General features: G+C 70.4%; 9 protein-coding genes and 1 pseudogene. 4 read left to right on the forward strand and 6 right to left on the reverse strand.

Annotation, left to right across the window (positions count from 1 at the left end; all coding sequences use genetic code 11):
- Window positions 1-21: 21 nt before the first annotated feature.
- Entirely contained in the window at window positions 22-885 is an 864-nt protein-coding gene (locus ACFYWS_RS14015) for an alpha/beta fold hydrolase (RefSeq protein ID WP_389274565.1), read from the forward strand.
- Here ACFYWS_RS14015 and ACFYWS_RS14020 read toward each other — a convergent pair.
- The 3 genes from ACFYWS_RS14020 to ACFYWS_RS14030 form a co-directional block, all read right to left on the reverse strand.
- Window positions 882-2,336, reverse strand: a complete 1,455-nt coding sequence (locus tag ACFYWS_RS14020) for an FG-GAP repeat domain-containing protein (protein ID WP_389274568.1) — start codon at window positions 2,334-2,336, stop codon at window positions 882-884. The genes ACFYWS_RS14015 and ACFYWS_RS14020 overlap by 4 nt on opposite strands.
- A gap of 68 nt (window positions 2,337-2,404) precedes the next feature.
- The gene (locus tag ACFYWS_RS14025; RefSeq protein ID WP_389274571.1) at window positions 2,405-3,934 is read right to left on the reverse strand and encodes a UDP-N-acetylglucosamine 1-carboxyvinyltransferase; all 1,530 of its coding nucleotides are present in this window, start codon (window positions 3,932-3,934) and stop codon (window positions 2,405-2,407) included.
- Between the two features lie 72 nt (window positions 3,935-4,006).
- Window positions 4,007-4,204, reverse strand: a complete 198-nt coding sequence (locus ACFYWS_RS14030; RefSeq protein ID WP_389274574.1) for a DUF4236 domain-containing protein — start codon at window positions 4,202-4,204, stop codon at window positions 4,007-4,009.
- A gap of 329 nt (window positions 4,205-4,533) precedes the next feature.
- On the opposite strand from ACFYWS_RS14030, the gene acnA reads away from it, so the two are divergent.
- On the forward strand, window positions 4,534-7,263 hold the full coding sequence (gene acnA, locus ACFYWS_RS14035; RefSeq protein ID WP_389274577.1) for an aconitate hydratase AcnA: 2,730 nt from the start codon (window positions 4,534-4,536) through the stop codon (window positions 7,261-7,263).
- A 64-nt stretch (window positions 7,264-7,327) separates the two neighbouring features.
- On the opposite strand, the gene ACFYWS_RS14040 is transcribed toward acnA, so the two are convergent.
- From ACFYWS_RS14040 to ACFYWS_RS14050, 3 genes are read right to left on the reverse strand one after another with little or no spacing between them, the layout of a single operon-like run.
- Window positions 7,328-8,359 carry a phosphotransferase gene (locus tag ACFYWS_RS14040; protein ID WP_389274580.1) on the reverse strand — a complete coding sequence of 344 codons (1,032 nt, stop codon included), beginning with the start codon at window positions 8,357-8,359 and terminating at the stop codon, window positions 7,328-7,330.
- The gene (locus ACFYWS_RS14045; RefSeq protein ID WP_389274583.1) at window positions 8,326-8,568 is read right to left on the reverse strand and encodes a DUF397 domain-containing protein; all 243 of its coding nucleotides are present in this window, start codon (window positions 8,566-8,568) and stop codon (window positions 8,326-8,328) included. The genes ACFYWS_RS14040 and ACFYWS_RS14045 overlap by 34 nt, the downstream gene beginning before the upstream one ends.
- Window positions 8,565-9,389, reverse strand: a complete 825-nt coding sequence (locus tag ACFYWS_RS14050; RefSeq protein ID WP_389274586.1) for a Scr1 family TA system antitoxin-like transcriptional regulator — start codon at window positions 9,387-9,389, stop codon at window positions 8,565-8,567. The genes ACFYWS_RS14045 and ACFYWS_RS14050 overlap by 4 nt, the downstream gene beginning before the upstream one ends.
- A gap of 112 nt (window positions 9,390-9,501) precedes the next feature.
- On the opposite strand from ACFYWS_RS14050, the pseudogene ACFYWS_RS14055 reads away from it, so the two are divergent.
- Together ACFYWS_RS14055 and ACFYWS_RS14060 are read left to right on the forward strand one after the other, a co-directional pair.
- Window positions 9,502-9,873 (forward strand): annotated as a pseudogene (locus ACFYWS_RS14055) (ATP-binding protein); the annotation flags it as partial.
- 61 nt (window positions 9,874-9,934) lie between these two features.
- The gene (locus ACFYWS_RS14060; RefSeq protein ID WP_389274589.1) at window positions 9,935-13,138 is read left to right on the forward strand and encodes an NACHT domain-containing protein; all 3,204 of its coding nucleotides are present in this window, start codon (window positions 9,935-9,937) and stop codon (window positions 13,136-13,138) included.
- Window positions 13,139-13,185: the final 47 nt, after the last annotated feature.

Below are 13,185 nucleotides of genomic sequence, written 5' to 3' on the forward strand. Positions count from 1 at the left end.
ACGGCGCCTAGGCTCGGCCGCATGACCCAGCAGACGGAACTCTCGGTGGACCTCTCCGTGGGCCCGATCGCGTACGAGGACACGGGAGGCGACGGCACGACCGTCGTCCTCCTCCACGGGCTCGCCCAGAACGGCACGGTGTGGCGGCACGTCGTCGACGAACTCGGCACGTCCGTACGGTGCATCGTGCCCACCCTCCCGTACGGGAGCAACCACGTGCCCGTGCGGCCCGGCGCCCGGATCACCCCGCACTCCGTGGCCCTGCTCATCGGCGAGTTCGCCGACGCGCTCAAGCTGGGCGACGACACGGTGTTCGTGGAGAACGACGCGGGGCGCCTCCAGCAGCTCGCCGCGGAACGCCCCGACCGGGTGGGACGCATGGTCATCGCGGGCTGCGAGGCCTTCGACAACTATCCGCCGGGCCCGGCGGGCAAGCTCCTGGAGGTCATGTCCCGCGTCCCCGGCGGCATCTCGCTCCTCGTCCGCACCCTGTCCGTACGCCCCCTGCGCCGCATGCCCGGCACCGGGTACGCGGTGATGTCGCAGCGCCCGGTCCCGCACGACCTGATCGACCACTGGATCGAGCCGCTGCGCAAGGACCCGGCGGCGCGGAAGCTGCTGCTGCACTACCTCCGCTCCGGGGTGAAGACGGAGATGATGGAGGCGGCGGACGCGTTGCGCGCCTATGACCGGCCCGCGCTGGTGGTGTGGGGCAAGCAGGACCGCATGATGCCTCTGGCCCACGGGCGCCGCCTGGCGGAACTGCTGCCGCAGGGGCGGTTGGTGGAGCTGGATGATTGCGGCACGTTGATTCCGTTGGACCAGCCGCGGGCCTTGGCGGAGGCGATCCGGGAGTTCGTTGCGGGGCGGAACCCCGCGACCTAGGAGACGAACCCGGTGGTCGCGAAGGAGGTCGCGTTCCGGCCGGACGTTCCGGCCGTGATCCACCAATGCGTCGGGTGCTCCCCGTACAAGGTGAAGAGGTCGTCCGCCGCCCACGCCAGGATCAGTTCGTCCCTGCCGTCCGCGTCGAAGTCGGCCGCGCCGGCCGGTCGTGCCCGGCGCGCGTTGTCCGAGCGCTTCTTGTGGTCGATCTCAGCGGGCCCCTGCCGCAGCACGGGGGTCCGCTTCTCCCCGTCGATGAGGGTCGCTCCGGCGTACGTGGCGACGAGGATGCCGTCCCGCCCGTCCCCGTCCGGATCGGCGGCGACGTACCCGCCGGGGCCGTAGTCGCTCTGCCGCCCCTTGCCGGGTGCGGGCAGCTTGTACGGCACCGGGGGCCCGCCCCCGCCGGGGTACACCGTCAACGACCCGTCCACGTCGGCCGCTTCCGTCTCGGAGCCGGGTTCGTCGTTGCGGCTGCCGTTGTCGCCCACGGCCACGTCGCGGCGCCCGTCCCCGTCGAAGTCGCCGAAGGCGTGCGCGTTGCCGGCGCGCAGCTCGCGCCCCTGGCCCGTGCGCGGGTCGGCGTAGAGCGTGCTGGGTGCCTGCTCCCCGTCGTTCACCGAGGGGGCCAGGAGTCCGGTGACGCGTGGTGTGCCCGTCGGGTCGATGGCGTCCGCCGACAGGCCGCCGTCGTTCCCCCGGAGTGAACCGGTACGGGCCGGTGCGCCCGAGCGGCCGAAGGGGCCGTACAGGATGTGCGCCTTCGTGCCGTTGTCGCCGAGGCCCGCCAGGTCGTGGTGGCCGTCCCCGTCGAAGTCGCCGCGCGTGATGTCGTACAGGCCCGACTGGTCGGCGGTGGAGTGGGGTTGGAGGCGGGTCGCCTGACGTCCCCGCGTGTCGGGGCCGGTCGGCGTGCCCCACACCACGTACAGGGTGTTGCGCTGCTTTCCGCTGCCGTCGCCGGTGTCCTCGGTGACCGTCGTGACGAGGTCGGGGAACCCGTCCCCGTCGAGGTCGGCCGTGGTCACGCTCTCCGCGGCGAGGCTGTCCTCGGAGCCCTGGTTCTCGAGCTTCGACAGAGGGATCCCGAGGTCCGACCGCCCGTACACGGCGCGCGTGGCCGGGTCGAGCCCGCGGGCGGAGCCGAAGACGACGCCGACCCGCTCGTCGCGCTCGTTCGTGTCCGGGTCCACATGCGCCGCGACGGGCACGAGGAGGTCCCGGTGCCCGTCCCCGTTGAGGTCGTCGGGGTCCTTCGACCCCTTACCGGCGGCGGGGGCCCGACTGGCCGAAGGCTCCTGCGGCACCCCGCCGCCGCCCCCGCCGGACGCGGACGGCCTGGAGTCCGGCGCGCCGTGCCCGCTCCCGCACCCGGTGAGCAGAACGAAGGCGATGCAGGCGGCGAGAGCGGCGGAGGAGGGGGTGAAGGAGGCGGTGAAGGAGCGCTTCATGCGCTCACCTTCACATCCCGCCCGCCCACTGGGCAGGCGGGATGTGAAGGTGAGGGATCAGATTCCCGTCAGATGTCCCGGAACGTCTCGATCTGCGCGCCGACGGAGTTGAGCCGCTCCGCCAGATCCTCGTAGCCGCGGTTGATCACGTACACGTTGCGCAGCACCGACGTGCCCTCGGCCGCCATCATCGCCAGCAGCACGACCACGGCGGGCCGCAGCGCGGGCGGGCACATCATCTCGGCGGCGCGCCAGCGGGTCGGTCCCTCGACCAACACCCGGTGCGGGTCGAGGAGTTGAAGTCGCCCGCCGAGCCGGTTGAGGTCGGTCAGGTAGATCGCCCGGTTGTCGTAGACCCAGTCGTGGATGAGGGTCTTGCCCTGGGCGGAGGCCGCGATCGCCGCGAAGAACGGCACGTTGTCGATGTTCAGGCCGGGGAACGGCATGGGGTGGATCTTGTCGATGGGGGCTTCGAGCTTCGAGGGCCGGACGGTGAGGTCGATCAGCCGCGTGCGCCCGTTGTCGGCGGGGTACTCCGCGGAGCGGTCGTGGTCGAGGCCCATCTCCTCCAGGACCGCCAGCTCGATCTCCAGGAACTCGACCGGCACACGCTTGACCGTGAGTTCGGACTGCGTGACGACGGCCGCGGTCAGCAGGCTCATCGCCTCGACCGGGTCCTCGGACGGCGAGTAGTCCACGTCGACGTCGATGTGCGGCACGCCGTGCACGGTGAGCGTCGTCGTGCCGACGCCCTCGACCTCGACGCCCAGCGCCTCCAGGAAGAAGCACAGGTCCTGGACCATGTAGTTGGAGGAGGCGTTGCGGATGACCGTCGTGCCGTCGGCGCGGGCGGCGGCCAGCAGAGCGTTCTCCGTCACGGTGTCGCCGCGCTCGGTCAGCACGATGGGGCGGTCCGGAGCGGCGGTCGGATGCACCTCCGCGTGGTAGAGGCCCTCGGTCGCCGTGATGTCGAGGCCGAAGCGGCGCAGCGCGATCATGTGCGGCTGGATGGTGCGGGTGCCGAGGTCGCAGCCGCCCGCGTAGGGCAGCTTGAAGTGGTCCATGCGGTGCAGCAGCGGGCCGAGGAACATGATGATCGACCGGGTGCGGCGCGCGGCGTCCGCGTCGATGGCGTTCATGTCGAGCGCGGCGGGCGGCACGATCTCCAGGTCCGCGCCGTCGTTGATCCAGCGGGTGCGCACGCCGATCGAGCCGAGTACCTCCAGAAGGCGGTAGACCTCCTCGATACGGGCGACCCGGCGCAGCACGGTGCGGCCCTTGTTGAGCAGCGAGGCGCACAGCAGCGCCACGCACGCGTTCTTGCTCGTCTTCACTTCGATCGAACCCGACAGCCGGCGTCCGCCGACCACGCGCAGGTGCATCGGTCCCGCGTACCCGAGGGAGACGATTTCACTGTCCAGCGCTTCGCCAATTCGAGCGATCATCTCAAGGCTGATGTTCTGGTTACCGCGCTCGATGCGGTTCACGGCGCTCTGGCTGGTGTTGAGCGCCTCCGCAAGCTGCGACTGCGTCCAGCCCCTGTGCTGGCGGGCGTCGCGGATGAGCTTGCCGATGCGTTCGAGGTAGTCGTCTGCCATGGCGGCAGGTTATCTCAGATATGAGATGTTGTGCGCGAGGGGGCCCGTCGGCGTGGCGGGCCCGAAGCGGAGTCAGTGGCGCCTGTTCGTGCGCGTGCGGCGCCAGCCGAAGGGGCCGGGCAGATCCACCGACGTCGTGCGGCGGCCGGTGCTGCTGTGGGTGCGGCGCGGCCCGTGTCGGCCGCCCGTCGTGAGGGACCAGGACCGGCGATTGATGTTGAGCCGGACGCCGGGCAGGATCTGGAAACTCTTACGGAATGTAAGCGGCATGGCGATTCGCGTACCCGCCGCTGCGGCGATCAGGCACCCGGCGGCAGCGCTGGTGCATCCCGCGACCCCGTACGACGATGAGGGGGACGGGCGCGGGTACGCGCACAGGAGTGAGCTCGGCGACACCGCTTGATGTCGCCGACAGGCGATGTATTAGAGTTATCTCGACATCGAGATATCTACCGAGGCGCACCACGGCCGCACGGAACCGAGGGTCGGACGGTAAGGCGTACCTAACTTAGCCTTACCTTAGCGGATCGTCGAGTCGGCCTGGCGGCACCACGCGCCGGTAGGCGCACATGGACGCGGCCGGTGGAACGCGCACATATATGAAGGAGACTGTCGTGTCGGCGAACAGCTTCGACGCCCGCAGCACGCTGCGCGTGGGCGACGAGTCGTACGAGATCTTCAAGCTGGACAAGGTTGAGGGCTCGGCCCGCCTTCCGTACAGCCTGAAGGTCCTTCTGGAGAACCTGCTCCGCACCGAGGACGGCGCGAACATCACCGCCGACCACATCCGTGCGATCGGCAACTGGGACTCCCAGGCTCAGCCCGCGCAGGAGATCCAGTTCACGCCGGCCCGCGTGATCATGCAGGACTTCACCGGCGTGCCCTGCGTCGTGGACCTCGCCACGATGCGTGAGGCCGTGAAGGCCCTCGGCGGTGACCCGGCGAAGATCAACCCGCTGTCCCCGGCCGAGATGGTCATCGACCACTCCGTCATCGCCGACAAGTTCGGCACCGCGGACTCGTTCAAGCAGAACGTGGACCTGGAGTACGGCCGCAACAAGGAGCGCTACCAGTTCCTGCGCTGGGGCCAGACCGCGTTCGACGACTTCAAGGTCGTCCCGCCCGGCACCGGCATCGTCCACCAGGTCAACATCGAGAAGCTGGCCCGCACGGTCATGACCCGCAACGGTCAGGCCTACCCCGACACCCTGGTCGGCACGGACTCGCACACCACGATGGTCAACGGCCTGGGCGTCCTGGGCTGGGGCGTCGGCGGCATCGAGGCCGAGGCCGCGATGCTCGGCCAGCCGGTCTCGATGCTCATCCCGCGCGTCGTCGGCTTCAAGCTCACCGGCGAGCTCCCCGCCGGCACGACCGCCACCGACCTCGTGCTCACGATCACCGAGATGCTGCGCAAGCACGGCGTCGTCGGCAAGTTCGTCGAGTTCTACGGTGAGGGCGTCGCCGCCACCTCCCTCGCGAACCGCGCCACCATCGGCAACATGTCGCCGGAGTTCGGCTCCACCGCCGCGATCTTCCCGATCGACGACGAGACGCTGAACTACCTGCGTCTGACCGGCCGCGACAAGCAGCAGGTCGCGCTCGTCGAGGCGTACGCCAAGGAGCAGGGCCTCTGGCTGGACCCGGCCGCCGAGCCCGACTTCTCCGAGAAGCTGGAGCTCGACCTCTCCACGGTCGTCCCCTCCATCGCAGGACCGAAGCGCCCGCAGGACCGCATCGTCCTCGCGAACGCCGCGCAGCAGTTCGCCGTCGACGTGCGCAACTACGTCGACGACGACGAGGAGGCCGGCAAGGAGTCCTTCCCGGCGTCCGACTCCCCGGCCGCCTCGAACGGCATCCCGTCGAACCCGGTCACCGTGACCGCCCCCGACGGCTCGACGTACGAGCTGGACCACGGCGCCGTCACCGTCGCCGCGATCACCTCCTGCACCAACACCTCGAACCCGTACGTGATGGTGGCCGCCGCCCTCGTCGCGAAGAAGGCCGTCGAGAAGGGCCTGACCCGCAAGCCGTGGGTCAAGACCACGCTCGCCCCGGGCTCGAAGGTCGTCACCGACTACTTCGACAAGTCGGGTCTCACCCCGTACCTCGACAAGGTCGGCTTCAACCTCGTCGGCTACGGCTGCACGACCTGCATCGGCAACTCGGGCCCGCTGCCCGACGAGGTCTCGAAGGCCGTCAACGACCACGACCTGGCCGTGACGTCCGTCCTCTCCGGCAACCGGAACTTCGAGGGCCGCATCAACCCCGACGTCAAGATGAACTACCTGGCGTCCCCGCCGCTGGTCGTCGCGTACGCCCTCGCCGGTTCGATGAAGGTGAACATCACCACCGACGCCCTCGGCGTCGACCAGGAGGGCAAGCCGGTCTTCCTCAAGGACATCTGGCCGTCGGAGGCCGAGGTCAACGACGTCGTCGCCAACTCCATCGGCGAGGACATGTTCTCCAAGTCCTACGAGGACGTCTTCGCGGGTGACGCCCAGTGGCAGGCCCTCTCGGTCCCCACCGGCAACACCTTCGAGTGGGACAGCGAGTCGACCTACGTCCGCAAGCCCCCGTACTTCGAGGGCATGGAGATGGAGCCGGCCCCGGTCCAGGACATCGCGAACGCCCGCGTCCTGGCCAAGCTCGGCGACTCGGTCACCACCGACCACATCTCCCCGGCCGGTGCGATCAAGGCCGACACCCCCGCCGGCAAGTACCTGTCGGAGCACGGCGTCGAGCGCCGCGACTTCAACTCGTACGGCTCGCGTCGCGGCAACCACGAGATCATGATCCGTGGCACGTTCGCCAACATCCGCCTGCGCAACCAGATCGCGCCGGGCACCGAGGGCGGCTACACCCGCGACTTCACGCAGGCCGACGCGCCGGTCTCGTTCATCTACGACGCCTCGCAGAACTACCAGGCGCAGGGCACCCCGCTGGTCATCCTGGGCGGCAAGGAGTACGGCTCCGGTTCGTCCCGTGACTGGGCCGCCAAGGGCACCGCGCTCCTCGGCGTCAAGGCCGTCATCACCGAGTCGTACGAGCGCATCCACCGCTCGAACCTCATCGGCATGGGCGTCCTGCCGCTGCAGTTCCCGGCGGGCCAGACGGCCGACTCGCTCGGCCTGACCGGCGAGGAGTCCTTCTCGATCTCCGGCGTGACCGAGCTGAACAACGGCACGACCCCGGCCACGGTGAAGGTCGTCACCGACACCGGCGTCGAGTTCGACGCGGTCGTCCGCATCGACACCCCCGGTGAGGCGGACTACTACCGCAACGGCGGCATCCTTCAGTACGTGCTGCGCAGCCTGATCAGCGCGTAAGCGATCCGGTAAGGCGGTTGGGCCGCGACCCCCGGTGGGGTCGCGGCCCTTCGCCGTTCCGGCTTCAGGACCCGGGTGGTCGTTCCGCGGGCATCGGGGTGAGTTTCGGCCAGTGGGTGAGCATGGCCGTGCGCAGGTCCGCGGCGAGTTGTGTGAGTGCCGGTGGCCCGCCGCTCTGGTCGGCGACGACGCCCAGTCGGTGCGTGAGGCGTTGGCGGGCCGTGGCGGTGCCCCACTCCCAGTCGGCGTCCGGGACGCGGGCCAGGTGGTCGACGGTGCCGCGCTCCGCCCGAGGCACCAGCGCGTCGCCGCGCAGCAGCCACCCGGCGCAGGCGTCCGTGACGTCGCCCCGCACCTCGGTCCCCGTGGCCTCGCGCCACGCCGCCCGGTACGCGGCCTCCGCCTCGGCCAGTTGTTCCGGGGCCGGGGACGTGGAGCACCAGCAGGTCGGGAAGCCGGTCCGGAGGTAGGCGAGTTCGACGAGGCCGTCGCCGATGGAGGCCTGCTCGAAGTCGATGAACCGTACGCCGTCCGCGGTGTGCAGATCGTTGCCGGGGCAGGGGTCGCCGTGCAGCAGCGCCGTGTTGGTGGTCCGCGCGAGGCGGGTCACCAGGGCCTCCAACTCCCGTCGTACGCCGGGTGGTTCGCGTACGCCGAGCGTGGCGGCGAGCCGGAGGAACGCGTCGATGTCGTCCCCGGTCGGCCCCGACCAGGCCGGGAGGGCGGGGGTGCCGGTGGCGATGTGCCCCGCCGCGTGCAGCCGCGCGAGCGCTGCCGCGTAGGCGACTCGCCAGTCCGGTCCTGGGTGCCGATGTTCCACGTACTCCAGGACCAGTACGCGTTCGTCGGGGTCGGTGTCGAGGAGGCGGGGCACCACGGGTGGGTTCACGGTGGCGGCGAGCCGCAGTGCCGCCACCTCGCGGGCGTACCGGTCGGCGGCCTCCGGAGCGTCGACCAGTTGCTTGACCATGACCGGGGTGCCGTGGCGCTCGGCGCGCCACAGCCGCGACCGGGGGCCCTCCAGCTCCGGGACCCGCCGGACCGAGTCGAGCCCGAACGGCTTCAGCCCCGGCCTCCGCCGAGGAACGCGGTCCACGCCTCGGGCGTGACGGTGAAGTGCGGGCCGCGGTCGGCGTTCTTGGAGTCGCGGATGTGGATGGCGGAGGGGTGCGTCGCGACCTCGACGCACGCGCCACCTTCGCTGCCGCTGTAGCTCGACTTCCGCCAGTCGTAGGCGACTTCGAGGCACTGGCCGCCTTCACTGCCGCTGTAGCTCGACTTGAACCAGTTCAGTGCGGTGGTCATAGCTCTCCTAGCAGGCGCTCCAGCAGGCCCATGGACTGCTCGGGCGTGAGGGCCTGTGATCGCAGCATCGCATATTTGCGTGCCAGGGAAGACACCTGGTCTGAGTCGGAAACCCACTGGCTGCCGCGCTGGGATTCGGTGTACGCGAGGTGCTGATGTGCGGGGGTCTCCAGGAGGGTAAAGGAGCCATCGAGGCCCGCGTGAGTAGGCGCGTCCAGCGGCAGGAACTGGAGCGCCAGCCCCGGAAGTTCCGCACACGCCCGCAAGTGCCGGAGCTGCTCGGCCCGTGCCAGCGGGTCGAGGTACGCCAGCTTCAGCGCTGCCTCCCAGACGACGAAGCTCAGCGTCGGCGGGCACTTCCGGTGCAGCACCTCCTGCCGCTGCACGCGCGCGGCCGTCTTCGTCTCGATCTCGTCCTCGTCGTACGCCGGGACGCGGTTGCGCAGCACCGTGCGGGCGCAGTCCTCGGTCTGGAGGATGCCGGGCACGGTCAGGACGTCGTACCAGGACAGCGCGATGGCCTCGCGCTCGTGCGCCATGTACGACTCCGCCCACAACGGAAACTGGTCCACCTCCGGCATCGCCGCCACCGCCGTGACCAACGCCCCCTTCGTCTCCAGGAGTTGGTCCATCGAAGCCGCCAGCTTCGGCACCAGCGGGCGCCGCGCCTGCTCGATCGCCGCGATCGTCGACTCGGCCACTATCAGCCGATCCGCGAGCGCCGCCTGTGTGTAACCGGCGGCTTTCCGGAAGAGGGCGACGAGGTCGGCGACCAGCCTCATCGCCGAGGGATTCTTCGGCGGATGTTGCGCAGGGCTCATGACGGGCATCTCCCCGCCCCCGTTCCTTCTTGACCCCACTCGAACCCCGACAAAAAATCTGTCGGGGTCGAATAACTGTCGCCAGTCAATCACTCTCCGCGACATTCCACTCGTGAACCTGGAACCCCGCGAGCGTTTCTACCGCCGCGAACGCCAATCCGTCCCCGCCGCCCGCGAGTTCACCCGCGCCGCGCTCGCCGACTGGGCCGTACCGGAGGACAGAGCACACGACATCACGCTCTGCGTCAGCGAACTCGCCACCAACGCCCTCCTCCACGGCGTCCCGCCCGGTCGCGGCTACCTCCTGTGTCTCCTGCCCCACGAGAACGGCCTCCGCGTGGAGGTCCACGACAGCGGCAGCGACCTGCCGCGCCACGTCCGGCCGGACGAAGGTGGCCGCGGGTTGCTCCTCGTCGCCGCGCTCGCGGACGAATGGGGCGTGGGGGAGCGGGACCCCGGCAAGGTGGTGTGGTGTGAGTTCGGGGATCTGGTGCCCCAGCCTCGTACACGTAAAATGGGAGACACGTGGGCGACGGGGGTGAGCGGTGGAACTGGGCGCAATGGGGCTGAAGCTCGCGTCCTCGGTGGTGGTGCCGTTGCTGAAGCGGTTCGTGCTGCCTCCGGAGAAGGTGGCGGGCGCCGAGTTCCCCGGTGAGAAGCCCATCCGCGTACGGGCGTTGCTGTCGTTCGTCGGCGATCATCCCGCGCTCAGTCGTGACGACATGCATCGGCTGTCGAGGGAGCTGGTGCGACGCGCGGTGCGGGCCGCGCCGCGGCACGAGGCCAGGCTGCCCGACGACGAGCACGACGCGGTGGGGCAGGCGCTGACCCGTACGCTCTTCGCGCTCGGTCAGCTGGACATGAACGATGTCGATCTGGTGGTGCTCGGGCCCGAGGAGCTGGCCGCCACGCTGTCCAGCGCGGCGGAGCGGGACATCAAGGGGCTGCTCACCGCGGACGCGGCCCGCTTCCACGACGCGCTGCTCGTCACCGCCTGCATGCACCTCGTGCGGTTCTTCACCGAGCGGCCCGGCTTCGAGGCCCGCGCCCAGCTGTCGAACTTCCGCCAACTCCGCGAACAGAAGGAGCTGTTGGAACGCGTGCTGCGGACCGTCTCCGGTGAGGACCACCAGGCCGCCGACCTCCGCTTCGAGGAGGCGTACGCCGACTACGTCATCGGGCGGCACGGCCGGCTCACCATCCACGGCGTCGACCTCCGCGACCCCGCCGGGCCCGAATGGCCCCTGGACGAGGCGTACTTGAGCCCCACCGCCGTACCGATCGCGGCCGCGGAGGACGAGGACGGCGACTACGAGACCGTGCCCGAGGAAAGCGTCGAGACCGCGCTCGCCGGGCGCGGCAAGGTCCTGCTGCACGGGCTCGCCGGCACCGGGAAGACGACGCTCGTGCAGTGGCTCGCCCTGACCACCGCACGCCAGGAGTCCGTGCCCGTCGCGCTGCCGCAGCTGATAGGGCGGGTCCCGTTCGTGCTGCCGCTGCGCACCCTCGCCCGCCAAGGGGCCGAACTCCCGCTGCCCGAGGAGTTCCTGGAGTGGATGCGCTGCGGTCTCAGCGGCAGCGAACCCGACGGCTGGGTCGTCCGCGTCCTGCGCAACGGCCGCGCGGTGCTGCTCGTCGACGGCCTCGACGAGATCCCCAAGGCCGACCGGCGCCGCGCCCGCCAATGGCTGCGCGACCTCGTGCAGCAGTTCCCCGGCAACCTCTGGCTGTGCACCACCCGGCCCTCCGCCCTCGAACCGGGCTGGCTGCGCGGCGAGGGCTTCCACGAACTGAGCCTCAACCCGCTCAGCCTCGTCGACCTGCGACTCTTCATCGCGCGCTGGCACATCGCGGCAGGCGCGCGCGAAGGGCTCGCCGAGGAACTCGTCGAATCCCTGCGCTCCAACCCCGAGCTGAGCCGCCTCGCCACCAACCCCCTGATGTGCAGCCTGATCTGCGCCCTGCACCGCGAACGCCGCGGATTTCTGCCGAACGGGCGGGCCTCCCTCTACCGGGCCGCCCTGTCCATGCTCCTTGAGCGGCGCGACGTGGAGCGGGACCTGTACGGGCGGGGCGACGACCGGCCCCGGCTCGACGAGGAGTCCGCGACCGAGCCGCTCAAACGGCTCGCGTACCGGCTGATCCGCAACGACGACACCCAGATGGAACGCGACGACGCCATCCATGAGCTGAGCAGGCTCCAGCCGCAGGTGCCGAGCCTGGAGCGGCTGGGCGGGCCCGAACACGCGCTGGAATACCTGCTGGAACGCTCGGGGCTGCTCCGCGAGCCCGCGCCCGGCGCCGTGGACTTCATTCATCGCACGTTTCAGGACTACCTGGGTGCCAAGGCTGTTCTTGAGGACCGTGACTTCGGCATGCTGGTGAAACACGCTCACATGGACCAGTGGGAGGACGTGGTGCAGATGGCCGTCGCGCAAGCCGATCACAATGGGCGGGCCGACCTTCTGATGCGCCTCAGCGACCGCGGAAAGCGCGAGAAGGACGTGACCGTCCAGGCCAGGATCCGCCTCCTGGCCCTCGCCTCCCTCGAACAGGCGACGCGGCTCGAACCCGCCGTGCGCCAGACCATCGAGGCCGAGGCCGCGAGCATGCTCCCGCCGCGCAGCCTGCGCCAGGCCCGCGTACTCGCGCGTACCGGACCGCTGCTGCTCGGCCTGCTGCCCAGGGCCGACGAGCTCGACGGGGACGCCGAGCTGGCGACCGCGCACGCCATCTGCCAGATCGGCGGCGACGCGGCCATCCCGCGGCTGCGCGAGTTCCTCACCACCTCGCAGTCCACCGTGCGCGCCCAGCTCCTCGGCCACTGGGACCGCTTCGACACCGAGACGTACGCCCGCGAGATCATCGCCCCGCTCCTCGAAGCGGCGCCCGGCGAGCCCGTCACCGTCCGCTCACAGGCCGAACTCGACGCCCTGTCCCGGCTGCCCGGCTGCGAGCGCGTCGGCATCCACGGCGACTTCGACCCCGGCGCCGTACGCGCCGCCCTGTCCCCTGAGCACCTGCGCGAGCTGCGGCTGCGCGGCGCGCTGCGCATCGACGACCTCTCCCTCCTCCACGACTTCCAGCACCTGGAGAGCCTCACCCTCCAGGGCTGCCGCAACGTCAAGGACCCGCGGCCGCTCACCGGCCTCCCCCAACTGCGCAGCCTCGTCCTGGAGAACGTGCCGCAGTTCGAACCGCTGGAGCAGCTCGACCAGTGCGCGCGGCTCGAAGCGCTGCACATCGGCGCGGGCGTCCCCTGGCGCGGCGTGTCCGAACTGCCCAGGCCCGGCCGGCTCAAGACGCTGTCGCTGCCGCCGGGAACCTCCGAACTCGCCGACATCACCCGCTTCGTCGCGCTCCAGGAGCTGCACCTCCAGGACGCGAGCAGCCGACTGCTCCCCGACGGCTGGGGCGGACTCCTCGGCCAGCTGCCCGAGCTGCGCACCCTCTGCCTCTCTGCCGAACAGCTCAGCACCCTCCTCTTCAACCCGTCCAGCCAGATCCCGCACCTGACCAAGCTGTTCGTCTACGCCCAACAGGGCACGCCGCTGCAACTGCGGCGCATGTCCCGCCGCCTCCAAGGACTTGAGGAGCTTCATGTGACGCAGGGCGGCGACATCGACCTCTCCCCGCTCAAGGGAATCGCGTCGCTGCGCCGGGTCCGGATCGCCTACCCGGGCGGTGTCATCCAGGGCGTCGAGGAGCTGCCCGACGGCGCGGAGCTGGAGATTTATCCGCAACCGTGACGGGGTCGGCAGCCTTGCGGTCCATCTGGCAAGAGATCGGCACCACG

This window comes from Streptomyces sp. NPDC002795 (assembly GCF_042888725.1).
Classification (GTDB): Bacteria; Actinomycetota; Actinomycetes; order Streptomycetales; family Streptomycetaceae; genus Streptomyces.